This is a genomic window from Streptomyces sp. NBC_01320, from assembly GCF_035974375.1.
Classification (GTDB): domain Bacteria; phylum Actinomycetota; class Actinomycetes; order Streptomycetales; family Streptomycetaceae; genus Streptomyces; species Streptomyces yanii.
Genome location: NZ_CP108390.1, coordinates 8,667,225 through 8,693,649, shown reverse-complemented (window position 1 = coordinate 8,693,649; position 26,425 = coordinate 8,667,225). Strand labels below are relative to the sequence as shown.

Genomic DNA, 26,425 nt, shown 5'->3' with positions numbered 1-26,425 from the left:
GCCGTTCCCGCCGCCAGGCAGGCGGCACCCGGTGCGGTGGTGCCGGGTCATGCCACGGACATGCCCCGGCACCACGCCCTTTACCTCTGCCCCTTTACTTCTGCGGTGTCAGTTCCGGCCCCAGCGAGGAGAACTTCTCCTGCGACACGACCCGCTTCGGCGGCCAGGTGATGTTCTTCGGCGGCCACTTCTGCCCGGTCCTCTTCAGGAACCAGGCCGGCGGCTCGTACATCGGCGGCTCATAGCCACCGGGCAGCGCCGTCTTCCACGCCAGTCCCTTGGTGCGTTCGGCGAACTCGGCCTTGATCGCCTTCAGCCGCTCCGGCTGGGTGAGCAGATCGACCGCGGTCGCGGCCAGATACTTCGCTGCGGCGATCACCGCCGCCTGGCCGGGCGCGGCGGCCGCACACGCGGCTGTGGACCAGGTGTGCATCTTGGTGCCGATCGGGGCGAGCGCCGCGCCCATCGACACGGTCGGCACATTCCAGCTGATGTCCGCGACATCGGTCGAACCGCCGCCCATGAAGACCGGGTTGGGCGGGGTGAGCGCGCCGACCTTGTCGTGCATGCCGGTGGCCGGGAGTCCCAGTGACTCCTGGAGTTCCTTCGCCAGCCGGTGCGCCTCGTCGGTGAATGCGGGCGGACCGATCTGCGTCATGTTCTCGTGCAGCAGCTCGGCGAAGGACTTCGACGGCAGCTGGTTCCAGCAGGCCGAGGTGATCCGGTGTCCGACCGTGGTCTGGCTGGCCTTCGCCGCCGCCTCCGAGACCGCGATCACCTTGTCGAGCAGTACCTGCACCCGGGCCGGACTGCCTTCGCGGACGTAGTACGAGATCTCGGCGATCTCCGGGGTGACGTTCGGGATGTCACCGCCGTTGTTGATCACCCAGTGGAGCCGCCCCGACGGAGCGAGGTTCTCCTCGCGCAGGAACTCCGACATCGTCGCCATCATCACGGCGGCGTCCAGCGCGCTCTTGTTGCCGAGCGGGGTTCCGCCGTGGCCGGCGACCCCGAGGAAGGTGAAGGTCACCGCGGTCATCGCGGTGGTGGTGCCCCAGCCGGTGGCGTTGGCTGTGGAGGGATGCCAGTCCAGGAAGGCGTCCAGACCGTCGTACACGCCCTTGCTGACGGCGTACGTCTTGCCGATCAGCGCCTCCTCTGCCGTCGAGCCGAAGAACTTCACGGTGACGGGCAGCCGGTGCTTCGCCGCGGCCTGGGCGACGGCTGCCGCGGCCGCAGCGGCGGCCGTTCCCAGCGCGCTGTGCCCGCAACCGTGCCCGGGGCCGTAACCGGGCGCGAACGGGTCGTGGATGTACTCGCGCGGATCGTGGTGGCCGACGCCCTTGTTCTGCGAGAGGCCGGGCAGCGCGTCGTACTCCCCGCTGAAGCCGAGGACCGGGCCGCCGCTGCCGTAGCGGTACGTGGCGGTGAACGCGGTCGGGAAGCCCGCGGTGCCGAACTCTACGTCGAATCCCGCCTTCTCCAGGAACCCGGCCTCGGCGAGCGAGGAGTTCCACTCGCGCAGGCTGAGTTCGGCATGGTCCCAGATCTCCGCGTTGAGCCCGGTGATCCGGCCACTGTTGGTGTCGATCCAGCCGATGGCCGCCTGTTTTGCCGGGCTGTCCTGCGCCAGTCCCTTTGGTGCCTCGTAACCGTCGTCCGTCGCGGCTTCGGCCGCCTCGGAGGCCGCGGCCATCGCGGGATCGGCCTCGGCCGTCATCACGGCGGTGGTCACCCCTGCCGCGCCGAGCAACTGCATGATCCGTCTGCGGCTGAGGACCGGGCCGGCTGCCATGGCTGCTTCGTGCGCGTGCTCGTGCTGGTCGTGCAGGTCACACATGTACGCCTCCGGGAGTGAGGTGCTGTGTACGTGCCAAACGATCAGCACCCTGGCCCCGGAAGTTTTCGACGTCAACATCTCGGGATGACAAAGTTGTTACGTACACGATAGGTACGGTTCCCATGAGCACTCACCCCCTCCCCCTGGACGGCATCACCGTCGTCGCCATCGAGCAGGCCGTCGCCGCCCCGTTCGCCACCAGGCAGCTCGCCGACCTCGGCGCCCGGGTCATCAAGATCGAGCGCCCGGACGGCGGTGACTTCGCCCGCGGTTACGACACCGCTGCCCGCGGTCTGGCCTCGCATTTCGTCTGGTGCAACCGCGGCAAGGAGTCCCTCGCGATCGACCTCAAGGACCCCCGCGGCCTCGCCGTCGTGCGCCGGCTGGTCGCCGACGCCGACGTGTTCGTACAGAACCTCGCCCAGGGCGCGGCCGCCCGGCTCGGTCTGGACGCCACGACGCTCTGCGCCGCGCACCCGCGGCTGGTCGCCGTCGACATCTCCGGGTACGGCGCCGACGGGCCGTACGCACACAAGCGGGCCTACGACATGCTCGTGCAGTGCGAGGCGGGCCTGGTCTCCGTCACCGGCACGCCCGGGCAGCCGGTGAAGGCGGGTGTGCCCGCCGCCGACATCGCGGCGGCGATGTACGCCTTCTCGGGGGTGCTCGCGGCGCTGCTGCGGCGCGCGACCACCGGGCTCGGCGGGCCGGTGGAGATCTCGATGCTGGAGGCGCTGACCGAGTGGATGGGGCATCCACTGCACCATCGGATGCATGGAGGCGAAACCCCGGCGCGTGCGGGGCTCGCGCATCCCGTCATCGCCCCCTACGACGCATTCGAGACGGCGGACGGGGAACACCTGCTGCTCTCCGTGCAGAACGACCGGGAGTGGCGCCGGCTCGCGGAACAGGTTCTGGGACGGCCGGAGTTGGCGGACGATCCGGACTTCGCGACGAACACCGCACGGACCGCTCACCGGGAGCGGACCGATGCGGTGGTCGCCGAGGTGCTCGCCACGCTGACCACGCAGGAGGCGCTGGCCGAGCTGGACGCCGCGGGCGTCGCCTGCGCCCGGCTGAACACCGTGGCGGATGTGGCGGCGCACCCGCAGCTGGCGGCGCGGGACCGGTGGCGGGAAGTGGAGTCACCGGTCGGGCCGCTGCGGGCCATGCTGCCGCCGATCACGCTGCCGGGCGGGGCGGAGCCGCGGATGGGAGCCGTACCGGCGCTCGGTGAGCACACCGAAGCACTGCTGCGGGCCGCGGGGATGACGGACGAGCAGACATCGGAGCTGCGACGGGACGGTGTGATCGCCTGAGCGCGGCCCGAGCGGTGGGCCGGTTCAGTCAGGGACGGGCGATCGGTCGGGGGCCGGATCGATGATGACAGGCCGTCGGGTCAGCGGCGGCTGCCGAAGAGCGAGCGCCGCAGTCGCCGCAGCGGGGCGAAGAGCGAGACACGCGCGCTCCTGCTCCGGCGGCTGTGCGCGGCGTCGCGCGAGGTGAGCTCCAGCATCAGCAACGTCGCCTCCGCGGTCTCGCGCTGCGGGACGGCGGGGCCGCCGAGCACTGCGAGATGGCGGTCGAGGCGCGAACTGGTCGCACTGCTCCCACATGTGATGGCAGGCACACGCGGCCTGCTGCGCATCGCTATCTGTTCCATGTCACTCCCCACCCGTACGAGGGCACCCGGCCCGGGCAGGTTAACCCTATCCCCCCGCGATGACACGCGTGTATCCCGGGCGCCGGATTGAGTACACACATACGGAGGTTGACGACCGTACTCATAATTCGCTCGATTTCAGGGCGAGTTGGACAGAACGGGAACGGTTCGCCCGCGGCGGCGGATTGGTGCGCAAGGGGGTCGGGAACGGTCCGGTCTGAGCTAGCGTGGAGAGGTTTCCGCCGTGCTGCCGCCACTCCTGCGGATGGGGGATCACCGTGAGCGAAGTGCCGGGCGAGGACCGACTGATCGCGGGACGCTACCGTCTGCTGGGCCCCCTGGGCCAGGGCGGGATGGGGACCGTGTGGCGGGCCCGCGACGAGGTGCTGGGGCGCGAGGTCGCCGTGAAGGAGGTTCGCGCCCCGTCGGGGCTTCCCACCCCCGACGTACAGCGGCTTTACGCGCGCCTGGAGCGGGAGGCCTGGGCGGCGGCGAGAGTCTCCCACCGCAACGTGGTCACCGTCTACGACGTGGCGACCGAGGACTCCCGCCCGTGGATCGTGATGGAGCTGATCCGCGGGCTCGCGCTCTCCGAGGTACTGGACGCCGAGGGCCCCATGTCCCCGCAGCGGGCGGCGCACATCGGCGCGGAGGTGCTGGCCGCGCTGCGCAGCGCCCATGGGTCCGGGGTGCTGCACCGCGATGTGAAACCCGGCAACGTGCTGCTCGCCAACGACGGGCGGGTGGTGCTGACGGACTTCGGTATCGCCATGGTCGAGGGGACGTCCGCACTCACCATGACGGGTGAACTGATCGGTTCGCCGGAGTTCCTGGCACCGGAGCGCGCACTGGGACGCACACCGGGGCCCGAATCGGATCTGTGGTCACTCGGTGTGCTTCTGTACGCCGCGACCGAGGGCAATTCGCCGTTCCGTCAGAACACCCCGCTGAACACGCTCCGGGCGGTGGTCGACGAGGAACTGCCGCCGCCGCGGCGAGCCGGCCCGCTCGCCCCGGTCGTCGAGGCGCTGCTGCGAAAGGACCCGGCCGAGCGGCTCTCGGCTGCGGAGGCCGAGCATCGGCTGCGGATCGTCGCCGCCGGGGGTACGCCGCGGACCGCGGGGGCCGGCGCGGCGGATCCGCACGGCGCCACGACGACGGCCGGCACGACGGCGCCCGCGACGCCGTTTCCCGCGACCTCCTTCCCCTCCCCCGCTTCTTCTGCGACGTCCGCGTACGCCCCCGAGGAGCGGTCGCGTCGGGCGGTCGCCGTTCTCGCCGTAGGCCTGGCGGTCCTGCTGCTGGCCATCGGCGGGATCGTCTGGACACTGGCCCACAAGGGCGACGACAAGAACGCGGGAGGGGCCACCGGAGCCCCCGGCCCGGGCCCGACCAGCAGCGCCCCGCGCTCGACGCCCGCCACCGGGGGAACGCCCGACGCCGACGGATCACCGGGCACAGGCGGCGCCGGGAGCACCGGGAGCACCGGCAACAGCAGTACGAGCAAGCCGCCGCCCCAGGCCGTGACGGTGTATCTCACCCCCGTACGCGACAGCTACGAGGGCACTTGCCCGCCGCCGCGCACCGAGGCACCGACGGTCGAGGCGACCATCACCGTGGGGCGTACGCCGGCGCAGGTCGAGTACCGGTGGGCGCTGAAGGACGGTACGAGCTCGGATCCCGGCTGGCAGTCGCTGTCCTTCGGCGCCGGCGACGGGCGGTCGAAGCAGGTGGCGCACACGGAGCTGACGTACCGGCAGGACACCACATACCACGGAACGATCACCCTGGAGGTGAGGAGTCCGGTCGCGGTCACCTCGAACGGAGTGGCGTTCTCGGTGACCTGCCGGACGGAGACCCCGACGGACGGGGCCTCCGCCACGGCGGAAGGGGCTTCCGCTCCGGCGGGCGACTGACCGGGGCGGCCCGTACCCTTCCGCCGCCCCGTCAGACCACCGAGTTGAGGGCGGGCAGATAGCCGCCCGACTGTCCGGCGGCGGTGGGGTGGTAGGACTCACCGATGTTGAGCCAGTTGACACTGTGCAGCCAGGCGCTGCCGGAGCAGATCTCGTGCCCGGTGAACCTGGATGCGACATCGCTGAAGGTGAAGCCGTGGTCGGCCGCACGCTTGGCGGTTGCCGCGTTGAGGTAGTCGGAGGCGCTGTTGATGGCGGAGCGCTCGGTCTCGCTCAGGCCGGCTAGGCAACTGCCGCCGATCTTGTAGAAGCGGGGGTAACCGAGGACGACGACGTGCGCGGACGGCGCCTTGGACCTGATCGCCGTGTACACCGAGTCGAGGTTGCCGGGCAGGGTGGAGTCGACATAGCTGCGGGCGGTGGCGATCCGGCTGAGGCAGGTGGATTCCGACTGGAGGACACAGGTGGTCATGACATCGGCGAAGCCCGCGTCATTGCCGCCGATGGAGATCGAGACGAGGTCGGTCGAGGCGGAGAGCGGGCCGAGCTGTCCGGCCGTCACATCACCGGTACGGGCGCCCGAGCAGGCCGTGAAGGCGAACGAAGCGGGCGAGTTGGCGGCGGCCCAGAGCGCGGGATAGGCCTTGGGGCTGCGCTTGCAGTCGCCGCTGGCGCTGTCGTAGCTGCCGGAGCCGACCCCCGAGGAGTACGAGTCGCCGAGTGCGACGTAATCGACGGACGTTGCGGCGTTCGCGGTGGCCGCCCCGGTCAGGGCGAGTACGGCACCGAGCAGAAGCGAGGACGACAACACCACAAGTCTGGATATCTTCATGGATTCTCCCTTGGACCAACCGGCAGGATCTCTGCCCTACTCCGTGGTAGCAGCACGGGCGCCGCGCCGGAAGTGTTCATGCCAAGTCTGTCCGATGGGGTCTCCTTGACGGCCCGCTGAGCGTGCGTCATCCGGAATTCCGGCATCCGACGCACCGGGCGGCAAAGTCGCGCATGCAGAACATCGACATCGAGATGGGGAGGGTACGGAGACACGTTCCCCCGTTCCGGCCGTCTCCCCCGCAGGGCTCGGCCGGGCCTGACGCACCAGCACCCCTGTTGCCGCGCCCGGTGCCGATCACCTTCGACGACGGGTACGCGGGGATGCACGGAGTTCGAACGGCTGGTCTCCGCCGGGCCGTCGTCGATCGCCCGGAACTTCGCCGCCGACCGGATCCTCACCGAGGGGTACGCGGTCGTGCGGCGGACCCGCCAGGTCCGACGCGGAATCACCGGCTCGAGGAGGGGATCGATGCGGACCGGTCGGACGGGTGGCAGAAGGTGGCAAAACCTGGGTGCGCCGGGTGCCCCTGTGCCGGATCATGGGCGCCATGTCTGCCAACCCTGAGTCCGCTCTTCCGATCCGGCTCACCGTCGACGACAGCGATTCCCCGGCCGATGTCGTCGACGCGCTGTTCCTCGGCCGCTTCGCGACGGGCGAGCAGCCGTACTCCCACAGTTCCTCCCTCGACCGGGTGAAGTCCGGGGCGACGCTGCTGCCGCCTGCCGCCAAGGTGCTGCGCGCCGCCCGCGACGAAGACCGCAGCGCGACCCTTGCCGAGGGCGAGGGCTGGACGCTGCTCATCTCGCGGTGGAACCGCGGCGCCGACGTCACCGTCACCGCGACCACCGCCGAACTGGCGCAGAAGATTCTCGGCCAGGCGACGGACGGTGCCCAGGACGAACCGGAACCACAGCCCGAGAACGTGACGATGGGCTTCTGGTACGTCTCGCCGCGCCGCGGCCCGCACCGCACCACCCGGCAGATCGCCGCCGGTACATGGGACGAGGTGCGCAGCAACTACACGGCGCCGGTGGCCGGGGCCATGAACCGGCTGATGAAGGTGACACCGGACGACATCGCGGGCCGGCTGCTCCTGCTGCACGGCCCGCCCGGCACCGGCAAGACGTCCGCGCTGCGCACGCTGGCCCGGTCCTGGCGGGACTGGTGCCAGGTCGACTGCGTACTCGACCCGGAGCGGCTCTTCAACGATGTCGGCTATCTGATGGACATCGCGATCGGCGAGGACGACGGCACGGCGAAGGGCAGGTGGCGGCTGCTGCTCCTGGAGGACTGCGACGAACTGATCCGCGGCGAGGCCAAGCACACCGCGGGCCAGGCGCTGTCCCGGCTGCTGAACCTCACCGACGGGCTGCTCGGCCAGGGCCGCAATGTGCTGGTGGGCGTGACGACCAATGAGGACCTGGAGCGGCTCCACCCGGCGGTCGTCAGGCCCGGCCGCTGCCTGGCCCGCATCGAGGTGGGCCCACTGACGCACCAGGAGGCGGTGGCCTGGCTGGGCTCGGAGGAGGGGCTCCGCCGCGAGGGCTCGACGCTGGCCGAGCTGTACGCGCTGCGCCGCGGCACCGGTCCCGCCTCGGTGCCGAAGCAGGACGCGGGGGCGGACGCGGGCCTGTATCTGTGAGGGTTCCGCCCGTAAGGTTGTCTGCCCTCGATCACCGGACGGGCTTGGTTCTCGCGCCCTTGAGGACACGAACGGCCACCGGACCGGACGGCCGCGGTCACTCCTCGTACGCCGCCCGCACCGCATCCTGCGCCAGCGACGCCGCCGTCGTACGCGACAACCCGAGCCGCCTCACCTGGTCCGCGTACTCCCGCGCCGCTTCCGCGGCCTTCCGCTCCGCCGCATCCCCCGCGGCAGCGACAAACGTACCGTTCCGTCCGCGGGTCTCGATCACCCCGTCCGCCTCCAGGGTCCGGTACGCCTTGGCCACCGTGTTCGCGGCGAGGCCGAGCTCCTCGGCGAAGCCGCGTACGGTCGGGAGTCTGTAGCCGACGGGCAGCGCGCCGGACCGCGCCAGTTCGGAGATCTGCGTGCGCAGTTGCTCGTACGGGGCGATGCCGGAGTCGGGATCGAGAGCGATCTTCAAAGTCACGGCCCGATTCTCCCCCACCGCCGGAAATTCGGAGGCGACCGGGCCGGTTCTCACCGTAACGTCCGCCGCATGACTGTGATCGTTCGCGACTTCGTGCCCGCCGACGCCGAGGCGTGGGTACGGGTGCGGCGCGCCGCACTTCCGTACATGGTGACGACTCCTGAGCAGGTTGCCTTCGAACAGGCCAACGCCCATCCCGACAGGCGGTACAGGCTGCTGGTCGCCGAGGAGGACGGGGAGATCATCGGCACCGCTCAGGTCGGCATCGTCCATGACAGCCCGGAGCCCGGCCAGGGTTTCTGCAATCCGTACACGCACCCCCACCGGGTGGGCCGCGGGGCAGGCTCGCTGCTGGTGCGCGCCGCCGAGGAGTATCTGGCCGGGGAGGGTCCTGTCGCCATCTACACCTGGGTGCTCGACGAGCCTGCGAACCGGGTCTTCGCCGAGAAGCGCGGGTATACGCCGAGCCGTCCGGCGCACTTCCTCCATCTCGACCTCGCACACGGCACGCTGCCGCCCCGTCAGGAGCCTCCGTCCGGTGTGGAGCTGCGGACCGCCGCGGACTTCGCGGACGACCCGCGGCCCCTGTTCGAGGCGGACGCGGAGACCACGGCGGACGAGCCGAGCGACACCCCGGCCGAACTCTCGGACTACGAGGACTGGCTGCGGAACACCTGGAACAACCCCGGTCTGGACCGGGAGCTCACCTCGGTCGCTGTGGTGGACGGCGAGGTGGCGGCCTTCAGCGCGGCGAACACCGACGGCCTGACCCGCTACTGGTCGGGGATGACCGGCACCCGCAGGGCGTACCGCAACCGGGGTCTGGCGAAGCTCGCCAAGACCGACTCGCTGTACCGCGCACGCGCGGCCGGCTACACGGACGCGTACACCGGCAATGACGCGGACAACGGCCCGATGCTGGCCATCAACACATGGTTCGGCTACCGGATCTGCGCCACGGAGGTGCGCCATGTCCACAACATCGGTTGAGGTCGTCCTGGTCAAGGCGGGGCGGACGAAGATCCGTTACCCGGCTGAGCTCGTGGGCGACGACGGCACCCTGGTGACGGTGACCGCACCATGGGCCGCACCGGGTGTGCGCGACTTCGGCTTCGTACGGTTCGAGCCGGGTGATGTCTTCACCGAGCACTACTGGCGCGACCGCTGGTTCGCGGTGAAGGAGGTCCGCACCGGCGAGGGGACACTGAAGGGCTGGTACTGCGACATCACCCGGCCCGCGGTGCTGGGCGACGGGGAGCTGCTGGTCGAGGACCTGGATCTCGATCTGTGGGTGTCCGCGGACGGCTCCTCCGTACTGCGGCTGGACGAGGACGAGTTCGAGGAGAGCGGACTGGCCGCACACGATCCCGACGCGGCGGATGCCGCCCGCCGTGCACTGGACGAGCTGGAACGCCTCGCCCTCGCGGGCGGGCTCGCGGGGCTGCTGGCACCGTCGCGCCCGTCCGGCGGCGGACGCTAACGCACCACGAGCTCCACCTCGTACCCCGCCGTGTCCTCCAGATAGGCGGCGCAGTGCCCGTCGCCGCCCGCGTACGGATGGCGGTCCGCGAACAGCAGCCGCCAGCCGTTCTCCGGGGCCCGCGCCACCAGCGCGTCCAGCGTGGCCCGGTCCCGGACGTGGAACGCAAGGTGGTTGAGGCCGGGGCGGAGCCGGTCGTGCGGTCCCGGGGCCAGGGCCGGTGACTGCTCGATCACCAGGTAGGTGTCACCGCGCCGCCAACTGCGGCCGTGCTCCCACCTCTGGTACGGGACATGGCCCAGCTCACCGAGGAGCCAGCCCCACCCCGCCTCGGCCACCGCCAGATCGGGCACCCACAGCTCGATGTGATGCACCCCGCCGGTACCGGACCCGCCGGACCGCAGCGGGACCGCGCGACGGATGCCGTGCGGCTGGTACGCCACGGTGTCGCCGTCCTCGTGCCAGTGGATCAGGAAGTGCTCCCCCGCCCGGTAACCGTCCAGCCCCGCACGGCAGTACGCGACCATGTCGTCGGGCAGGGCGTCCAGCGGGAACCAGGCGAGCTCCGAGCACTTCTCCGGTTCGCGGTTGTACGGCGGGCGGGCCGGGTCGTACTCCGCCTCGAAGAACCAGCCGGTCCGGGGACTGCCGCCGGGACCCCGGTGCTGCATGACCAGGGCGACCCGCAACTCGTCCGGGTCCAGCGCGAGACCGATCTCCTCGGCGGCCTCGCGGATCATCGCCTCGCGGACGTCCTCGCCGTCCTCCACATGTCCGGACGGACCGTTGAACAGCCCGTCCGCGTATCCCGTGCCGGCGCGGCGGGCGAGCAGGACGTCGGGGCCGCGGCGCAGGATCAGATGCACATCGACGATCTCGGTGTGCCGGTGCGGCGGCTCGGCGCGCGCCACCAGCGCGTACCGGTCGTCGTCGACCTGCTTGCCCCACAGGTTCGGGTCGCCGGAGAGCCGCTCGTGGTGGATGCGCTCGGTGAACGGGGTGAGCAGTGCCGTCAGTCGCTCGGCGGAGAGCCCCACCCCGCCCCACACCCCCTCGATCAGCAGCAGCCGCCCGCCGGGCCGCAGCAGACCGAACCAGTGGCGCAGAGCGGCCTCGGGATCGGGCAGCAGCCACATCACATGGCGGGCCATGATCACGTCGAACTGCTGCTTCCCGACCGGTGGTCGAGCCGCGTCCCCGACGAGCACCTCGGTGCCCGTCCCGGCAAGCTTGACCCGCGCCTGCTCGACCATGCGCGGCGACCGGTCGACCGCGGTGACCCGGTGGCCCTGCCCGGCGACGACCAGCGCCAGACTTCCGGTGCCGCACCCCAGGTCGAGCACCTCGGAGCGGCCCCCGGGCAGCCAGTTCTCCAGGCGCTGCGCCCATGCGTGCCGGACCACCGGATCGAGCAGCCCGTGGTCGGGCTCCTCGTCGAAGGAGTCGGCGGCGGAGTCCCAGTCGATCGTCGTCATGCGTCGATCGTCTCAGCCACCACTGACACAGTCGATCAGACGGTCGGCCGGTCAGCGGGTCGGCCGGTCAGCGGGTCAGCCGCCTGCGGTAGTGGAACCTGTCATAGACGCCGTCCACGCGCCGCTCCACCAGTTCGTACCCGTAGCGCGGGTAGATCTTCTGGTTCTCCCACATCAGCGCGTTGGTGTAGAGGCGGATCTCGGGAAGGCCGAGGCTGCGGGCGTGCGCGTCCACGAAGGCGAGCAGCCGTCGGCCGACTCCCCGGCCGGCCGCGTCCGGGTGGACGGCGACGGATTCCAGGAAGAGGTGGTCCTCGTGCGGGACGAGGACCAGGACGCCGATGGCGTCCGGGGCCCCCGTCACGTACACCCGGCCCGCCGCCACATCCGCCGCGTGGTCCGCACGCATGGGTGCGGGGACGACGCCGATGCGCGCGATGTAGTGCCGGTAGGCGGCATCGGTGACGGCCCGTACGGCGGGGACGTCGGCCGGGGCGGCGGGGCGGATCTCGTCGGACGTGTCGGCGGTCATGGAAGCACGGTACGAGGGCCCCGGCCATGACCTACGGGTGGGTACCTCGTGCACGTACGGAGAGGGCCGCATCGCCGCCCCGGACCGTGGCGCGAGCGCCGCCGACGGGACACGGGCGGTGTCCTCCTCGGCCGCACCCCCTGACCCCCGTGTTCTTAATCGCTGCTGAGCGGTCCCTTAAGGGGGCCATAACGATCGCCAAGTGCCCTTTTCCACGCCGGTTTCGGGCAGGCGAACGGCTAGCTTCTCCCTGTCCCCACGTGGACCGCCGAAGGAGAGACGCCACCATGGCCGTGATCAGGACCGCCCGCCGCAAGGCCGCCGCAATCGTCGCGCTCGGCACGGCGCCGCTCGCGCTGACGGTTCTCGCCGCGGCGCCGTCCGCCGCCCATGGTTCGCTGACGGATCCGGTCAGCCGGGTCTCCGCCTGCTTCGCCGAGGGGCCCGAGCACCCGAAGTCGGCTGCGTGCGTGGCCGCGGTCGCGGCGGGCGGGACGCAGGCGCTGTACGACTGGAACGGAGTCAACATCGCCAACGCGGCAGGACAGCACCGGCAGTTGATCCCGGACGGCAAACTGTGCAGTGCGGGCAACGACAAGTTCAAGGGGCTCGATCTGCCGCGTGCCGACTGGCCGGCGACGAAGATGAAGGCGGGCACCCACACCTTCCGCTTCCGGGCCACGGCACCGCACAGGGGCACCTTCGAGCTGTATCTCACCAAGGCCGGCTACAACCCGGCGAAGCCCCTGAAATGGTCGGACCTGGAGGCGAAGCCCTTTGCCACGGCCACCGACCCGAAGCTGGAGAGCGGCTCGTACGTGTTCGACGGCGCCGTCCCGACGCGTGCGGGGCGGCAGTTGATCTACACCGTCTGGCAGCGTTCGGACTCCCCCGAAGCGTTCTACGCCTGCTCCGATGTGGTCTTCGGCAACGCGAGCGGCGGCGCGGGCGGCAGCGGTTCGGTCGGCCCGGTCCCGGCGCCCACGGCGTCCGCACCGTCCGAACAGGAGATCGCCGGCGGCGCGGGCAAGTCGTCCGTGGAGCACGGCGGTCATGGCGACGACGACGCCGGTACGGGGGCGAAGGTCACCGAGGCGGCTCCGGCCGCCGGGTCCGGGACCGGTCCGTCCGAGGCGAACGCGCCCGAGCCGGACAGTGCCACCGGTCCCGCCCCGGCGGGCGAGAACCTCGCCGAAACGGGTGGCGACGGCAGCACCCCGTACTTGGCGATCGGCGGTGCGGCCGCGCTCGCCGTGGGCGCGGCCGCACTGTTCGTCTCGGTCCGTCGCCGGGCCGTCATCGCTGCCCGGCACGGACGCTGAGAGCACCGGTCGTCCCAGGGCCCCTCGTTCGGATCATGACGGGCTCGTGGGGGTTCGGCATGATCCGAACGAAGGATCTCAGCCGATGACCGAGGCGCAGGTGGTCGGGGTGGCGTGCGCCGGGTCCAGGGCGTTCGCCACCTCGTGGTACGCGATCCGGTCCACGGTCCCGATCGCCACATGCTCGGACAGGTCGACCGGACACAGGTCCTGGAGCAGGACATTGCGTACGTTCGGCCCGTCCAGGAACTGCGTGCGGTACGGGGTCACGACCTCGTCGTACTTGGTCGCGACGACCGTGTAGCGCACGCCGGGTACGGTGTCGCCGCCCGCGTTGAGCTTGGTGATGAACGGGGATCCGGCGACCTGGCCCGCGAGGCCGGGCGTGCCGGCGTTCAGCAGGTCCTCGGCGCCGGGGAAGTACGGCAGCAGTTTCGTCAGCCCGAGGAGGGTGGTGCCGTGATTGTCGGGGGCGAGCCCGATCATGGCATTCACCTTCGCGGCGCCACCGAGGAACTTCAGGTAGTAGTTGGGCATCATGCCGCCCTGGGAGTGACCGACGATATCGGCCTTGGGCGCTCCGGTGGCGGCGAGCACCTGGTCGACGAAGGTGGCGAGCTGGCCGGCCGATTTGTCGATCGGACCGAGGCCGTTGAAGAACGGGACGCCAGGGAGCTGGCCGTAGTCGAGCGAGTAGACGCAGTAGCCCCGGTTGACCAGGTACGGAGCGAGGACGAGCCAGTTGTCGATCGAGTTCCCGAAGGTTCCGTGGACCAGGACGACGGGGCGGGGGTGGGCTGCGGAGGGTTTGCAGGAGTAGTCGTTCCAGCCCCGGGAGGGGGCCGTGGCGGCGGCGGGGGTGGCTGCGGTGGCGGTCGCCGTGGGGGCGGCGAACGCTGCGACGGCGAGGAGCAGTGCGGCGAGGGTTCTCCGCGCACGTGGGGTGCGCGGCGCACGTGTCCAGGGCAGCATCGTGTGGTCTCCTTGCGGCTCAAGGGAGTTGCGATGTCAATGCGCCCTGCGGCCCGGACCACAAGTTCTGTACCGACGTTCCGTACCGATGTTCGGTACCGCGCTCTACGCGCTCATGCCAAATTACGCGCGAGTAAGGTAGCGGGGGAAGTTACGCGTCAGTAAAAACTGACACAGCATCATTCTACGTACGCCCAGACCCGTATGACGGTACGCCAGTCAGCGGATCGGTCGTTCTCCATTGCCGTGCACGGCCAAGAGGAGATTCAGACGCAAGAGGCTGTCGAGGGCCGAGGACTACTGCCGGAGGGGGAATAGTGCACAGTCGAACACCCCCCTCCCGCACCGGGTTGGAGGAGATCCCGACCTCGCCCGCCCCGACCTCGCCCGTTCGTCGACGAACTCCTGCTCAAGAGGCCGGAGTTCGCGCGTCTCTGGGAGCCATGCCCCATGACCGAACCAAGATCCTCACCACACCGATAGCTGTGCCACGAGATCAACTCGTCGCCAGGGACCGGTCCTGATGGCGCTGATCCTTGGCCAGAGCGGCGGGGCATACCGCTCCTGGACCGAAGCGGCGACGGGCCCGGTCCGCGGCGGCTTCGGCGGCGCGGGCGCGGGTGTCGCCGGGATCCAGGGAGAGCTGGCGGTAAGCGTCGCCGGCCGGCAGCAGATCGTCGGCGCGGATCGCGAAGGCACGGACTCGTGCTCGCTGCAGCCCGAGGGCGGTCAGCAGACCCAGTGCAGTTGCGGCGAGGGCGGGTGAGTGGCTGGTGGGTTCCGGCAGCGTACGCATGCGCGTGGTGGAGCTGCGGTCGGCGTACCGCACCGTGAGCGTGAGGCGGCCGGTGACCTGGCTTTCACCGCGCAGGCGCTGACCGATTTGGTCGGCGAGCCCCAGGACGGCTCGGTGATGCTGTGCCGGATCGAGGCAGTCCCGCTCCAGCACGAGATCGGCGACCAGGTGCGCTGCCGGTTCCGAAGGGCTGACCGGGCGGGGGTCGTGGCCGCGGGCGCGCTCGGCCAGCAGCCGTGCCTGGCCGGCGCCGAGGAGGCGCTGCAGGGTCGCCGGAGGTATGTCGACGACCTGGCCGATGGTGTGCAGGCCATATCTGCTGAGCGTTGACGCCGTGGTGCGGCCGATACCGGGCAGTGCGGTGACCGGGCGGGGGTACAGCCATTCGGCGGCCCGCTCGGCAGGGACCCAGGTGGTGTCTCCCGGCGCGGACGCGTCGGCCGCCATGGCCGCCAGCATGCGGTTACCCGCGAGCCCGGCGCTGCTGTCGATGCCGTAGAGGGCCTTCAGTCTGATCTTCGCCAGCTGGACCATGTCGTAGGGGGACAGGTCGAAATACCGGAGCGCCGAAGTCAGGTCAATTTGAACGGCGTTGGGGGGGACGGCCTGGACGTGGGGCGTAACACCAGACATCAGTTCGATTACATCGGCGTACCGATCCTCGGTCAGTGCGGCATGCAGGTAGAGGTGGGCGATATGCCGCTGGCGCGTGGTCATCCTGCACTCCCCGGACTGGTGTAACCGAACTTCTTGAGGTCCGCCGAACGGCTGCCGGCGGGCTGCAGGTCGGCATACGGATGCAGGCGGGCACCGGTGGTGCCGTTGGCCAGGGTGCGCTGCGGCTGAGCGGGGGTCGGGTGCGGGCGATCGACCCCAAGGAGGGCGAGAGCGGCCTCGGGGCCGTTGTCACGACGGGCCGCGGCGATCCGGTCCAGGTCCCAGGCCATGGTGCCGACGACGGTGCGACGGGTGCCACGCACCTGTACCGTGCCGCGCACCAGGAGCAGGCCGCTGTGGAAGACGGTATGCGCGCAGGCCGGGTGGGAGTCCTCGAAGAATGCCAGGTCGACCAGGCCGGAACCGTCCTCCAGAGTGACGAAGATGATCCGCTTTCCGCTGGCGATCGGCGGGGTCTGGGTCGAGGCCCGAACGCCGGCGACGAGGACCTGCTGCCCCGGACGCATCCCGGCCAGATGCGCCGCGTCCGTTGCGCCGATCTCCCGCAGCAGTCGGTGGTGGTGCTCCATCAGGTGCTTGGTGACGTCGATGCCGAGCGTGCTCAGCTCGGCGCTCAGGGCTTCGCGTCCGGTCATTTCCGGAAGGCCGCTCGGCTCCGCTCCGCCGATTGCACCCGCATCGAGGGGCAACTGGCCCTTGCCCGCAGACTGGTTGCGGGACTGCCGGTGAAGTTCGGCGATCTGCAGCAGCAGATCGCGTCGCGTGAGGCGGCCGTCGTGGAGAGAGTTCAAGGCGCCGATTTCCGCGAGGCGTTCGGCGACCGGTCGGCTGGGCCGGGCCCGCTGCCAGAAGTCCGACAGCGATCCGTACGGCTGGCCCTCCTCGATCCGCGCGCACTCCTCCTTACTGATGCCGTGCACCGCGGACAGTGCGAGCCGCACGCCCCACTGCTCCCCGTCGGACTTCTCCACGGTGTGCTTCACCTTGGAGCGGTTGATATCGACGGGCAGAACCGGCACGCCGCGGCGACGGGCGTCGGAGACGAGGACGCGCTTGGGCCACATACCGGGGTCGTGTTCGAGGAGTCCGGCCAGCAGGAACGCGGGATAGTGCGCCTTGAGCCAGGCGCTCTGCAGGGCCGGTACGGCGAAGGCGACCGCGTGGGCCCGGCAGAAGCCGTAGGCACCGAAGGCCTCGACGGTCTTCCAGACCTCGTCCCGGACTGCCTCGCTGTAACCACGGGTATGTGCCTGACGGTGGAACCAGTCTTTGATCTGGGGCAGCCGGTTCTTGTCGCCGAGAGCCCGCCGGGCGATCTCGGCCAGCGCGCGGTCGCAGCCGGTCAGCATCGACAACGTCTCGATGATCTGCTCGTGCCAGATGGTCACGCCATAGGTGTCGGCGAGCACCGGCCCGAGGTCCGGGTGGGCGTAGGACGGCGCGCCGCCATGGCGTGCGGCGATGTACCGCTCGGGCATGCCGCCCGCGACCGGCCCGGGACGGAAGAGGCTGATGTCGGCGATGACGTCCTGCGGATTGCGCGGCTGCAGCCGGGACAGAAGATCTTGCTGACCGGGCGACTCCAGCTGGAACAGACCGAGGGTCTGGCTCTCCTGAATGAGTTTGAACGCGAAGACGTCGTCGAGCGGCACCTGCCGTGGATCGTCCAGATCGATACGGTCGCCGGTCGCCCGTTCGATGTCGGCGACGGCGTGGGCCATCGCGGACTGCATCCGCACCCCCAGAACGTCCAGCTTGATGTTGCCCAGCGCCTCGATCTCCTCCTTGGCCGCCATCGCCATCGGATAGTTGCCCTGGGGGGTGGGCTGCACGGGCAGCCGGTCCAGGAGCGTCGCGTCGCTGATAATCACTCCGCAGGGGTGCATGGCCATTCCGTGAATCAGGGAGTCGAGGCCTTCGGCGAGCTCCCACAGCGGCCCGTACCGCTTCGCTTCGGCCGCCAGTTGACGCAGTTCGGGCAGCTCGGCGAGTGCGCCGGTGATGTCGGAGGCCCGCAGGTGCGGGAAGCTCTTGGCGATCCGGTCGACGTCCGCAGGCGCGATTCCGAGAGCGAGGCCGGTGTCCCGCAGGGCCCGGCGGGCTCGGTAGGTCTCGGGCATCGCGGTGACCGCCACCCGTTCCTTGCCGAACCGGTCGAAGATCGCGTCGTAGCACTCCAGCCGTCTGGCGGACTCCACGTCGATGTCGATGTCGGGCAGCGAGCCCCGGCGCACGCTCAGGAAGCGTTCGAACAGCAGGCGATGGTCGAGCGGGTTGGCCGTGGCGATGCCCAGCGCGTGGCAGACCATCGACCCCGCGCCCGAGCCCCGGGCCGCCACCCGGATGCCCTTTGCCCGGATGTCAGTCACTACCTGACCTACAGCGAGAAAATACGAGTCGTAGGCCAACTTGGTGATCACGCCGAGCTCTTCGTCCAGCCGGTCGAGCGCCGCCCGGTCACGGTCCAGGCCACGCCGGACCAGGCCGGCCTCGCACTGCCGACGCAGAAACTGTGCCGCGCCGCCCGTTCCCGGCTCGACGCCGAGCACTGCCGGTTCCGGGAAGTGCGGTGTGCCCAGCCCGAGGTCTGCCCTGGGATCGACGGAGCACTCGGCCGCCGTGGCGGCGGTGTCCGCCAGCAAACGGGCTGCCCGCCGGGCGTCCGCTCCGGCGCACTCGGCGATCAACTGCGCGATGCGCGCCATCGCTCCTTCGTCCTTGAGCCAGCGCTGCCCGCTGTCCAGACGGCGCCGGTCGATGGGGCGCAGCAGCCGCGCGGCATCAAGGACGTCGGCGAGCCGGTGCTGGTCCGGGTCGGCATAGCGGACGGCGTTGGAGAGCACGACGGTGATACCGGTACGGTCGGCCAGCGTCAGGGTGCGGGCGGCCAGCCGCAGTGATCCCGGGCCCGTACCGGACCGCCTGTGCAGGACAGCCTCCAGCCGTACACCGCTGCCGAAGATCTCCCGCCACGGCGCCAGCAGCTTCGCCGCGACGTCCTCCCGGCCTGCCGCCAGTGCCCGTACCGGCTCCGAGAGCGGTCCGAGCAGCACGATCAGACCAGGACCGCCGTACTCACGCAGCGCTTCCCACGGCACCACCACCGGGGCCGCGCCGCCTGCCGTGCCCGCGTGCGCGGCCGACGTGATGCGGCACAGCCGTGCCCATCCCATCCGGTTCTGCGCGAGCAGCACCACCCGCAGGGGCGGCTCGACGACATGGGCGCCACCGCGCGCCGGGGTGCGACGGCGCTGCACCGGAGGAGGGGGTGCGATGGCCTCCACGGCCAGATCGATGCCGAAGACCGGCCGGATCCCGGCTCCGGCGCAGGCCTTCGCGAACCGTACGGCACCGGTGACCGTGTCCCGGTCGGTGAGCGCGAGCGCTGTCGTGCCGCGCTCAGCCGCTCGCCGGACAAGGTGTTCGGGATGGGCGGCACCGTAGCGGGCGGAGTATCCGGACGCGACGTGCAGATGGGCGTAACCCGCCATGCCGCACCTCCATCACATCACCCCATTTAAGCCTTTCGCCCGATACATTCATCGTACGCTCGTTCGATTACTCTAACCCTCACCAGCCTCGATCGATGGCGTGATTCGAACGCGCGATCTATTTCGTGGCATTCCACACAGCGGCTCACCATGACCCCGTCGGGACTCACCGTCACCACGAAGAAACTCTCCGCACGCAAGGGACCGGAAGGAAACCCCCAGCTTGCTGCGCAGCGATGCGCGCCAGGCACGGGTCATCCGGCGGGCGAGCGGTCAGCCATTCGGCCCGGCCCCGCCTGCGCAGACAGGGGACGCCCCGGGCGATCGGCCCCGCACTGCCGCCGGGTGCGGGGACCTGGATGGCGCGCTCGATCGGGCGCCTTCGCGGCCCCACCCCAGGAACCTGCAGCCCGGTAGGCGTCATCGCACAGGCGCCGAGCGGGACTCCCCTGGAGGCACCCTCGCCTTGTCGGACAGCAACAGCGTGGACCCGTCCAGCATGTGATCCATGTACTCAGTTCACAAAAGAACGATGGCAGTTCGAGCGCAGCCCTGTCCTCCCGAGGGCACGGGGCATACGCTCGCGGCGTGCACAGGCCAACGGTCCGGGAGGGGCACATGCAGAAGGACACCCTTGAGTACGAGCACGCGTCGGTCGCCGTGATCGAGAATCCTGCGCGCCCGCGCGCGTAGAGGGGCCGCTCCTCTTCAGTACGGTGAACTGAGCGCCGAATTGGCCCAGCTCGGCTATCACGTCCCGCCCACGAGGGCCCCATGCCCTACCTGTTGGACGATGCCTCTGTCCGGGAGAGCCCGGACGGATCGTCGCCCCTGCTGTCCGCCCTCGTCGTGTTGAAGGACACCGGCCGGCCTTCCAGCGGCTTCTTCAAGTTGGCCCGCCGCGCACCGTACGCATGGTCGGGCGACGACGCGCTGCTGTGGACCCGCGAGCTCCAGGACCTCGTCGCCCCACTACGGTCGGAACTGACAGCCGCCGGGAGCGCACCCTGGAGCCGACCGTAGGCCACCACTGCGGCGGGGCAGGTCACGCCTGGACGGTACCCAGGGCGGTTTCAACGTCCCGGCCGGCCCAGCCCTGCGGGGTGCGCCACAGGACGTGGACACCGAAGACGCCGTGGACGGTGGCGGCCGACCATTCCTCGGTCGGGGGCCCGGCCAGGACGAGGCAGAGACGGTCGGCAGGCGTAGGCAGGGTGTGGTTGACCTCGTGGAGGCGGGCCACTCCTGAACGGAGGTCGGCGTACGTGGAGAGGCCGGCGCCGAGTACTTCGTAGAGCACGTGACCGTCCCCAGTCACGCAGCAGACGTCGGCCACCGGGGAGTCGGACTTCGGCTGCCGGTCCGCTCGCAGGAGGGCCGCCATCAGTTCGAAGCGCACCGCCTCATGGGTCTTGCAGGTACGGTCCGCCGCGACCGAGGTCTCCAGCAGGTGGCGGAAGCTCGCGCTCGGATCCGCCTCTTCCGGTGTGGCGGGGTCGGCTGCGGTGGTGGTCATGGGTTCGGCTTCCTTCGGCTCGGACTGCCCGGGTACCTCGTGTGCCCCGAGTTGTGCGGACGGCGCGGGTGCCTCGGACCGGTGCGCGGACTCCGCGCGGTCCTGCTCGTTCTCCGTCGCCGGGTCGGCTGCGGCGCCAATGCGTCGCTCGATGGTCCGCCGCGCCTCGGCCAGGTCTTCGGCCCAGCCGCTGCGCTCCAGCTCGGCCCGGAACCGGTCCAGGTCCGGTGTGCCGGAGGCCGACGCACGATTGGCGTTGGCCGCCAGATCCCGCAGCAGGTTCAGGCGGGTCCTGTCCGGGGAGCCAAGTACGCGCCAGACGTCCAGCCAGTCGTGCTGGTCCAGACGCAGGCAGCGGTTGGCCATGCCCTTGAGCTCCGAGAGTCGGGCGCGGACGTCGTCCGGGACGTTCCCGCCGGCCAGTTCCTCGACGACGCCGAGCGCGTCCGCGTACCGCGTGGCCATGGTCGGCGAGATGGACCGGCGGCCGCGCTCGTCGACCGTGACGAAGCTGACGCTGGAGGCGTGGCGGAGCACCCAGGCGTCCAGCTCCACCCCGGCGGCGGGGGGAGTGGAGCCGTGGCGCACGGCCATGAGCAGCGGGCGGTCCGTGGCCGGTGAGACTGCCTCGACCTTGTAGTTGCCACCGGTGGTGTGGCCGATCACCCGGACCCGGATGTCGGTGCCGATCTCCGGGATGTCTCCCTCCGTCACCGGTGCGATGCCGGAGTCGGCGTCGGCGTCGATGCCGGAGTCGGCGTCGGTGCCGGCGAGCGTCTGCTCCGTGGTGCCGTCGGTGTCCGTCAGAGCCTTGGGAAGCGGCGCGGTGTGCAGGACGGTCAGGCTCTGGGTGCTGCGGGTCAGCGCGATGTAGAGCTGGCGCAGGCCGGACGGGCCGCGATCGGCGATGGTGGTGGGCTCGACGACGAGGACGTGGTCGTACTCCATGCCCTTGGCCTGGGCGGCGGCCAGGACGGAGACCGCCTCGCGTTCCTGTTCGGTGATGCCGTCGGCCTCGTCCAGGTGGCGGCCGATCTCGTCGAGCCAGCCGGAGTCGTCGGGAACGATGACGGCCACGGATCGCAGCGTGCGCCCGTCGCTGGTGCCGACGAGGCGAACGGCCTGGGCGACGGTGTCGCCGAGCAGCTTCCACGGCTCGGTCGCGATCGTCCGTACGGCGTCCGCGCCGGCCTCGCGCACGGCTCGCGGGTAACGCAGCGAGGGGGCGACCGCACGGGCCAGGGGCGCGACGAACTCCATGATCTCGGCGGGTACGCGGTAGCTGGTGGTCAGCTCTGCGACGCGCCAGTCGCCGTGGTCGGACAGCAGCGCCCCCAAGCGGTCCCACCCGGCGTACGGATAAGGGCCGGTGGCCTGGGCGAGGTCGCCGAGGACGGTCATCGAGCCGCCCCTCGCGACGCGACGGCGCAGGGCGCGGGCCTGCATGGGGGTGAGGTCCTGGGCCTCGTCGACGACGATGTGACCGTAGCGCCGCGTCGTCTCGCCCGTGATGAGGTAACGGAGTTCCTCCAGGCAGACGCGGTCGTCCAGGGTCCAGGGGTCGTCCTCGGCCTTGTCGGCCCGGGGACGGTGCAGGGCGGCCTGCTCCTCCTCGTCGAGGATGCCGTCGGCGCAGGCCCGCAGGAGGTCGGGCGAGTCGTAGAGGCTGCGCAGGGCCTCCCGGGCGCCCGGCGAGGGCCAGACACGCTCGAGGAGGCGCTCCACTCGGCGGTTGCGTTCCAGGCTGCGGCGGATCGTGCCGTCCGCGCCGCGACGCGGGGCGAGGGCGACGAGTTCCCGCAGGAGCCGGTCGACGAGCAGACTGCGGAAGCGGTCGCGGCGCTCGCGGTAGGAGCCGTCACCGTCGCGCGCCTCATCGAGAAGGGCGCGGACCTCCGAGCGCGGGACGCGCAGGGTCGTGCTGCCGGCGGTGACGGTGAACGCCGGTTCGTCGTCCTCGAAGGAGGGTGGGGTGAGGTGGCCGTCGAGGGCCTCGGGGCGGCACTCGTGCTCGACGCGGCGCCGCAGGACGGCCGCCATGCGCTCGTCGGACTTCACCAGCCGTGCCCGCGGAGTGTCGGTGCCGAGGATCTCGCCGTCCCACAGGCGTGAGAGCTGGACGGCGTTGACATCGCGGGTGCCGAGGGTGGGCAGGACCTGGCCGACGTAGTCGAGGAACCGCTGGTGCGGGCCGATGACAAGGATGTCCTGCGCCTTGAAGTGGTCGTTGTTGACGAGCCAGGTCACGCGGTGCAGACCGACGGCGGACTTGCCCGTGCCCGGGCCGCCCTGCACGACGAGGATGTCGGAGGGCGAACCCGTGACCAGGTCCATCTGGTCACGGCGGATGGTCTCGACGATGTCCCGCATGCGGCCGCTGCGCGAACGCTGGAGCTCGCGGAGCAGGAAGTCGTCCGGCTGGAGGGGCTTGCGGCGCTGGAACCGGGCCACGTCGGCGGGCGTGTGGGCCGATGTACGTCTTCCGCGCTCGCTGGATTCCGGCTGCTTCGCGGCTCGGGGCGGTGCTTCCGCCTCGGCCTCGTCGGCGGTGGCGGGCTCCGCCGTGATCGCGTCGTCCGCGGCGGGCCGCGGTTCCGGGACGGCTTCCAGCACAGGGGCGACGGGCACGGGAGTCGCCGAGGTGATGTCGTCGAAGTAGTCCTCAACGACCTGCTGTGCACAGCGTAGTTGCCGCCGCAGAACGACGTCGCCCGGCGTGTGCGGCTGCGCCTCGAACCACTTCGTGGCCAGCGGGCTGGTCCACAGCACAACGACGGTGTCGCGGGTCCGGACATCGGATACGGCACGGCGGCCCACGTACCAGGGGCGGGGCTCCTCGCCCGGATCTTCCGGCGCGTCGACACGGGCGATCACCAGGGACTCCTCGCCCAGTCCCCCGTACGCCTCGGCCTTCTTCACGACGTCGAGCCGGTTGGCGATACCGTCCTTGCCGCTGGCCGCGGCCTGGGCGGCCGACGTCCCGGTCATCTCTGCGAGGCGCGCGGTATAGCAGTCGTACGCCCGGTCGACGGCCTTCTGCTCCTCTGCAATGACCTGGTTACGAGCGATGGTGTTCATCTGCTGCCCCTCCCTGGCTCCGTCCGGCGGAACGCCGCACCGGGTGTACGTACGCCACGCCGAATGGCCATCAGGACCCGTTTCGTCACGGCGAGTCGGAGCCTTGCCCCGAGCCGGACTCCCGCCCCCTGTCGAACGCGGATCAGGTCACGCATGGGCCGGCCTTCTGCACGGCGACAGTCGCGAACACGGCACCCTTCTGAGGCTGCCACCACCTCAAGCATGTCAGTCATTGACTGAGTTCACAAACTTATCCGGCACTTCTCGGCCACCCTTGAGTGCCGGACGACAACGCGTCCGGATATCACCTGCACAACCACCGCCGGTGCACCCAGGTGCCTGCACACGGCGCTGTCACTGACATGCCATACGATGCGCACACCTGTTCGCAACCGTTCCGCTTGAGGATGCCTACGTCATGTCTCTCGGTGTCACGTCCCGTTCCCTGCGCGGTATATCCGCTGTCGTAGCCCTGATCTCGGTCGGAGCGGTGGGGTGCTCCGAAACCCTCGACAGCGCAAAGGCCGGCGCCAAGAAAGTGGTTCGCCAGCGATCGGTCTTCTCGCTCGCGACCGGCGACTGCTACAACTCGAACAGCGGGGCGCCCGAGAGCGAGGAATTCAGCGTCGAGGTCGTGCCGTGCGAGGAACCGCACGAGGGCCAAGTCATCGGCGAGTTCAAGATCGACGGGCAGTCGGCGTACCCCGGTGCGGACCGAACCGCGCAGATCGCCGACGAACGATGCCCGGCCGAGGCGCAGAAGTTCACCCCCGACACCTGGGCCCTGCCCAAGGGCGTCGACGTCTACTACTACTCCCCCACCAAGGAGAGCTGGGCGACGGGCGATCGGGCCGTGAGCTGCACGTACACCAAGGCAGCGGGCACATTCTCCGGTTCGTTGAAGAGTAAGCCCCTGAACGCCGACCAGCTCGCGTACCTGAAGGGTTCGAGCGCCGTCTACGAGGCCCTCGGGACGAACCAGCCCGAAGCAGAGCGGGTCGAGGACGACTTCGCCGGCTACAAGAAGCAGGCCAAAGCCGTTACCGCCGCGCTCAACACCCACCTCGAGGCTCTGAAGAGCATTCAGCAGCCGGAGACCGCCAAGCTCCGTGCACGGCTGGAGGAGACCGCCGGTGCGTGGGAAAAGGCCGCCTCGGCCGGTGACACGGACGCCTTCTACCTCGCCTACGACCAGGCCTTCGCCGGTATCAACCCGGGCAAGACGGTCGCCGCCCGCAAGGAGCTGAAGCTCGCCACCACCGTCCCGGCCGACGAAGCCGAGGTCTGGGCCGGCTGACCTCGCCGGATCACGTCGACCGGCCGGGCCCCTGCCGGAGGGCGGACTGGGCGCCGCCCTGTTGAGTGGCAGCGCCCAGCCGGAGGTGCCTACGCCCGGAAGGGACCGGTCACCTCGTACGTGATACCGGCGGACGAGCTGCCGGTCGTACCGCGCTGGCTGGAGAAGTACAGCCGCTTGCCGTCGGGCGAGAAGGCCGGTCCGGTGATCTCGGAGGCGGACTGGCCGGTGATCCGCAGGAAGGGAGCCACCACGTCGTCGGGCGTGATGATGCAGATCTCCATGTTGCCGCCGTCCTCGGCGACGAACAGGTCACCGGAGGAGGAGCCGGTGACATTGTCGACACCGGTCAGCGGGGCACCGCCGCCCACCACCAGCGAGTCGTCGTAGGCGAGTTCATAGGTGTTCGTGGCCAGGTTGACCTGCCAGACGCGGTTGTCGCCCTTGGTGGTGAACCAGACGGTGTCGTTCGAGTAGTGGCAGCCCTCGCCGCCGTTGAATCGCTTGGCACCGGAGACCTGGTCACGGGTCACGGTCGGGGCACCGTCCGGGTCCGGCACGGTCGCCCAGGTGAACGAGCCGGAGGTGGCGGTGCCGGCCTTCAGCACCTGGAGCGTGCCGGCGGACAGGTTGCCCCAGGCCGTCGGGATGAAACGGTAGAAGCAGCCGTTGGTCTCGTCCTCGGTCAGGTAGATCACCTTGCGGACCGGGTCGGCCGCAGCCGCCTCGTGCTTGAACTTGCCCATCGCGTCCCGGCGGACGGCCGCGTTCACGCCCCACGGGTCGGTCTCGTACACGTACCCGAGGCTGACCTCCTCGCAGGAGAGCCAGGTGTTCCACGGGGTGGCGCCACCCGCGCAGTTCTGCCGGGTGCTGGAGAGGATCCGGTACGCGCCGATGGTCGCGCCGGTCGAGGAGAACTTGACCGCGCTCGCGCCACCGGAGGGGTTGATCTCCGAGTTGGAGACGTAGATCCAGCCGGTGCCGTCGGCGAAGCAGGCGCCGCCGTCGGGGGCGTTGTGCCAGGTGTAGTTGGTGGAGCCGACCTTCTGGCCGGACCGGGCGATGACCCTGCTGGTGAACCCGGCAGGCAGCTGTATGCCGTTGGTGTCCGCGCCGCCCAGTGCCCCGTACGGTCCGGAACCGGGCTGAGCCGGGGCCGCGTAGGCGGCGCCGTGCATCAGGGTTCCGCCGAAGGCCGCGACCGAACCGCCGATAACCGCTCCACGAAGGAAATTGCGACGTTCCACGTGTCACTCCAGGGGGAGGTGGTGACTTGCCCGCCACCGGTCGGCGGCGGGGTCGCACGCTTCCGGAAGGTAGGAGTGACGAATTGACAGGGTGTGAACACCAAGACATCCCGAGATGATGAGCGCATGCCACCCGTACCGATGAAGTCATATCCCAAGAACGGCCGTGA

The 26,425-nt window shown here is 70.4% G+C and carries 19 protein-coding genes; 8 read left to right on the top strand and 11 right to left on the bottom strand.

The features are described 5' to 3' along the window. Nucleotides 1-94 precede the first annotated feature (94 nt). Nucleotides 95-1,840 (bottom strand): amidohydrolase, encoded by a 1,746-nt coding sequence (locus OG395_RS39525; RefSeq protein WP_327247211.1) that lies wholly within the window; start codon nucleotides 1,838-1,840, stop codon nucleotides 95-97. A 122-nt stretch (nucleotides 1,841-1,962) separates the two neighbouring features. Between OG395_RS39525 and OG395_RS39520 the strand changes: the two genes are divergently transcribed. After that, nucleotides 1,963-3,159 (top strand): CaiB/BaiF CoA transferase family protein, encoded by a 1,197-nt coding sequence (locus OG395_RS39520; protein ID WP_327247210.1) that lies wholly within the window; start codon nucleotides 1,963-1,965, stop codon nucleotides 3,157-3,159. Nucleotides 3,160-3,239: 80 nt separating this feature from the next. On the opposite strand, the gene OG395_RS39515 is transcribed toward OG395_RS39520, so the two are convergent. Beyond that, on the bottom strand, nucleotides 3,240-3,503 hold the full coding sequence (locus OG395_RS39515; RefSeq protein ID WP_327247209.1) for a hypothetical protein: 264 nt from the start codon (nucleotides 3,501-3,503) through the stop codon (nucleotides 3,240-3,242). Nucleotides 3,504-3,781: 278 nt separating this feature from the next. On the opposite strand from OG395_RS39515, the gene OG395_RS39510 reads away from it, so the two are divergent. Further along, nucleotides 3,782-5,419: a serine/threonine-protein kinase gene (locus OG395_RS39510; RefSeq protein ID WP_327247208.1), complete on the top strand. Its 1,638-nt coding sequence runs from the start codon at nucleotides 3,782-3,784 to the stop codon at nucleotides 5,417-5,419. 31 nt (nucleotides 5,420-5,450) lie between these two features. Here OG395_RS39510 and OG395_RS39505 read toward each other — a convergent pair whose 3' ends face one another. Continuing rightward, a complete protein-coding gene (locus OG395_RS39505; protein WP_327247207.1) occupies nucleotides 5,451-6,251 on the bottom strand; it encodes an SGNH/GDSL hydrolase family protein in 801 nt (266 codons plus the stop codon). 550 nt (nucleotides 6,252-6,801) lie between these two features. On the opposite strand from OG395_RS39505, the gene OG395_RS39495 reads away from it, so the two are divergent. Next, nucleotides 6,802-7,896, top strand: a complete 1,095-nt coding sequence (locus OG395_RS39495; protein ID WP_327247206.1) for a DUF5925 domain-containing protein — start codon at nucleotides 6,802-6,804, stop codon at nucleotides 7,894-7,896. 97 nt (nucleotides 7,897-7,993) lie between these two features. On the opposite strand, the gene OG395_RS39490 is transcribed toward OG395_RS39495, so the two are convergent. Then, a complete protein-coding gene (locus OG395_RS39490; RefSeq protein WP_327247205.1) occupies nucleotides 7,994-8,368 on the bottom strand; it encodes a GntR family transcriptional regulator in 375 nt (124 codons plus the stop codon). A gap of 69 nt (nucleotides 8,369-8,437) precedes the next feature. On the opposite strand from OG395_RS39490, the gene OG395_RS39485 reads away from it, so the two are divergent. Together OG395_RS39485 and OG395_RS39480 are read left to right on the top strand one after the other, a co-directional pair. Next, entirely contained in the window at nucleotides 8,438-9,358 is a 921-nt protein-coding gene (locus OG395_RS39485; RefSeq protein ID WP_327247204.1) for a GNAT family N-acetyltransferase, read from the top strand. Further along, the gene (locus OG395_RS39480) at nucleotides 9,339-9,848 is read left to right on the top strand and encodes a DUF402 domain-containing protein (RefSeq protein WP_327247203.1); all 510 of its coding nucleotides are present in this window, start codon (nucleotides 9,339-9,341) and stop codon (nucleotides 9,846-9,848) included. The genes OG395_RS39485 and OG395_RS39480 overlap by 20 nt, the downstream gene beginning before the upstream one ends. Here the strand turns inward: OG395_RS39480 and OG395_RS39475 are convergent. Together OG395_RS39475 and OG395_RS39470 are read right to left on the bottom strand one after the other, a co-directional pair. Next, nucleotides 9,845-11,323, bottom strand: coding sequence for a trifunctional class I SAM-dependent methyltransferase/NUDIX hydrolase/VOC family protein (locus OG395_RS39475; RefSeq protein WP_327247202.1), 1,479 nt, complete (start codon nucleotides 11,321-11,323; stop codon nucleotides 9,845-9,847). The two genes, OG395_RS39480 and OG395_RS39475, sit on opposite strands and share 4 nt — an antisense overlap. Before the next feature lie 67 nt (nucleotides 11,324-11,390). Then, complete coding sequence (locus OG395_RS39470) at nucleotides 11,391-11,855, bottom strand: GNAT family N-acetyltransferase (RefSeq protein WP_327247201.1); 465 nt, start codon at nucleotides 11,853-11,855, stop codon at nucleotides 11,391-11,393. Between the two features lie 287 nt (nucleotides 11,856-12,142). On the opposite strand from OG395_RS39470, the gene OG395_RS39465 reads away from it, so the two are divergent. Then, entirely contained in the window at nucleotides 12,143-13,177 is a 1,035-nt protein-coding gene (locus OG395_RS39465; RefSeq protein ID WP_327247200.1) for a lytic polysaccharide monooxygenase auxiliary activity family 9 protein, read from the top strand. Nucleotides 13,178-13,255: 78 nt separating this feature from the next. Here the strand turns inward: OG395_RS39465 and OG395_RS39460 are convergent, their stop codons facing one another. The 3 genes from OG395_RS39460 to OG395_RS39450 all read right to left on the bottom strand — a co-directional run bounded on the left by OG395_RS39460 (nucleotide 13,256) and on the right by OG395_RS39450 (nucleotide 19,114). After that, complete coding sequence (locus tag OG395_RS39460) at nucleotides 13,256-14,149, bottom strand: esterase/lipase family protein (RefSeq protein ID WP_327247199.1); 894 nt, start codon at nucleotides 14,147-14,149, stop codon at nucleotides 13,256-13,258. A 496-nt stretch (nucleotides 14,150-14,645) separates the two neighbouring features. Further along, the gene (locus tag OG395_RS39455; RefSeq protein WP_327247198.1) at nucleotides 14,646-15,662 is read right to left on the bottom strand and encodes a DNA polymerase Y family protein; all 1,017 of its coding nucleotides are present in this window, start codon (nucleotides 15,660-15,662) and stop codon (nucleotides 14,646-14,648) included. Then, nucleotides 15,659-19,114, bottom strand: coding sequence for a DNA polymerase III subunit alpha (locus OG395_RS39450; RefSeq protein ID WP_327247197.1), 3,456 nt, complete (start codon nucleotides 19,112-19,114; stop codon nucleotides 15,659-15,661). The genes OG395_RS39455 and OG395_RS39450 overlap by 4 nt, the downstream gene beginning before the upstream one ends. Before the next feature lie 774 nt (nucleotides 19,115-19,888). On the opposite strand from OG395_RS39450, the gene OG395_RS39445 reads away from it, so the two are divergent. Beyond that, nucleotides 19,889-20,137, top strand: coding sequence for a hypothetical protein (locus OG395_RS39445; RefSeq protein WP_327247196.1), 249 nt, complete (start codon nucleotides 19,889-19,891; stop codon nucleotides 20,135-20,137). Nucleotides 20,138-20,159: 22 nt separating this feature from the next. On the opposite strand, the gene OG395_RS39440 is transcribed toward OG395_RS39445, so the two are convergent. Beyond that, complete coding sequence (locus tag OG395_RS39440) at nucleotides 20,160-23,708, bottom strand: HelD family protein (RefSeq protein ID WP_327247195.1); 3,549 nt, start codon at nucleotides 23,706-23,708, stop codon at nucleotides 20,160-20,162. A 418-nt stretch (nucleotides 23,709-24,126) separates the two neighbouring features. Here OG395_RS39440 and OG395_RS39435 point away from each other — a divergent pair, with 418 nt between their 5' ends. Beyond that, nucleotides 24,127-25,005, top strand: coding sequence for a septum formation family protein (locus OG395_RS39435; RefSeq protein WP_327247194.1), 879 nt, complete (start codon nucleotides 24,127-24,129; stop codon nucleotides 25,003-25,005). 89 nt (nucleotides 25,006-25,094) lie between these two features. Here the strand turns inward: OG395_RS39435 and OG395_RS39430 are convergent, their stop codons facing one another. Further along, on the bottom strand, nucleotides 25,095-26,255 hold the full coding sequence (locus OG395_RS39430; protein ID WP_327247193.1) for an alkaline phosphatase PhoX: 1,161 nt from the start codon (nucleotides 26,253-26,255) through the stop codon (nucleotides 25,095-25,097). Between the last annotated feature and the right edge of the window lie 170 nt (nucleotides 26,256-26,425).

Bases quoted from the DNA above. Each gene is read 5' to 3' on its own strand.
- OG395_RS39525 (WP_327247211.1), bottom strand. From the start codon at position 1,840: ATGTGTGACCTGCACGACCAGCACGAGCACGCGCACGAAGCAGCCATG.
- OG395_RS39520 (WP_327247210.1), top strand. From the start codon at position 1,963: ATGAGCACTCACCCCCTCCCCCTGGACGGCATCACCGTCGTCGCCATC.
- OG395_RS39515 (WP_327247209.1), bottom strand. From the start codon at position 3,503: ATGGAACAGATAGCGATGCGCAGCAGGCCGCGTGTGCCTGCCATCACA.
- OG395_RS39505 (WP_327247207.1), bottom strand. From the start codon at position 6,251: ATGAAGATATCCAGACTTGTGGTGTTGTCGTCCTCGCTTCTGCTCGGT.
- OG395_RS39495 (WP_327247206.1), top strand. From the start codon at position 6,802: ATGTCTGCCAACCCTGAGTCCGCTCTTCCGATCCGGCTCACCGTCGAC.
- OG395_RS39485 (WP_327247204.1), top strand. From the start codon at position 8,438: ATGACTGTGATCGTTCGCGACTTCGTGCCCGCCGACGCCGAGGCGTGG.
- OG395_RS39480 (WP_327247203.1), top strand. From the start codon at position 9,339: ATGTCCACAACATCGGTTGAGGTCGTCCTGGTCAAGGCGGGGCGGACG.
- OG395_RS39475 (WP_327247202.1), bottom strand. From the start codon at position 11,323: ATGACGACGATCGACTGGGACTCCGCCGCCGACTCCTTCGACGAGGAG.
- OG395_RS39470 (WP_327247201.1), bottom strand. From the start codon at position 11,855: ATGACCGCCGACACGTCCGACGAGATCCGCCCCGCCGCCCCGGCCGAC.
- OG395_RS39465 (WP_327247200.1), top strand. From the start codon at position 12,143: ATGGCCGTGATCAGGACCGCCCGCCGCAAGGCCGCCGCAATCGTCGCG.
- OG395_RS39460 (WP_327247199.1), bottom strand. From the start codon at position 14,149: ATGCTGCCCTGGACACGTGCGCCGCGCACCCCACGTGCGCGGAGAACC.
- OG395_RS39455 (WP_327247198.1), bottom strand. From the start codon at position 15,662: ATGACCACGCGCCAGCGGCATATCGCCCACCTCTACCTGCATGCCGCA.
- OG395_RS39450 (WP_327247197.1), bottom strand. From the start codon at position 19,114: ATGGCGGGTTACGCCCATCTGCACGTCGCGTCCGGATACTCCGCCCGC.
- OG395_RS39445 (WP_327247196.1), top strand. From the start codon at position 19,889: ATGCCCTACCTGTTGGACGATGCCTCTGTCCGGGAGAGCCCGGACGGA.
- OG395_RS39440 (WP_327247195.1), bottom strand. From the start codon at position 23,708: ATGAACACCATCGCTCGTAACCAGGTCATTGCAGAGGAGCAGAAGGCC.
- OG395_RS39435 (WP_327247194.1), top strand. From the start codon at position 24,127: ATGTCTCTCGGTGTCACGTCCCGTTCCCTGCGCGGTATATCCGCTGTC.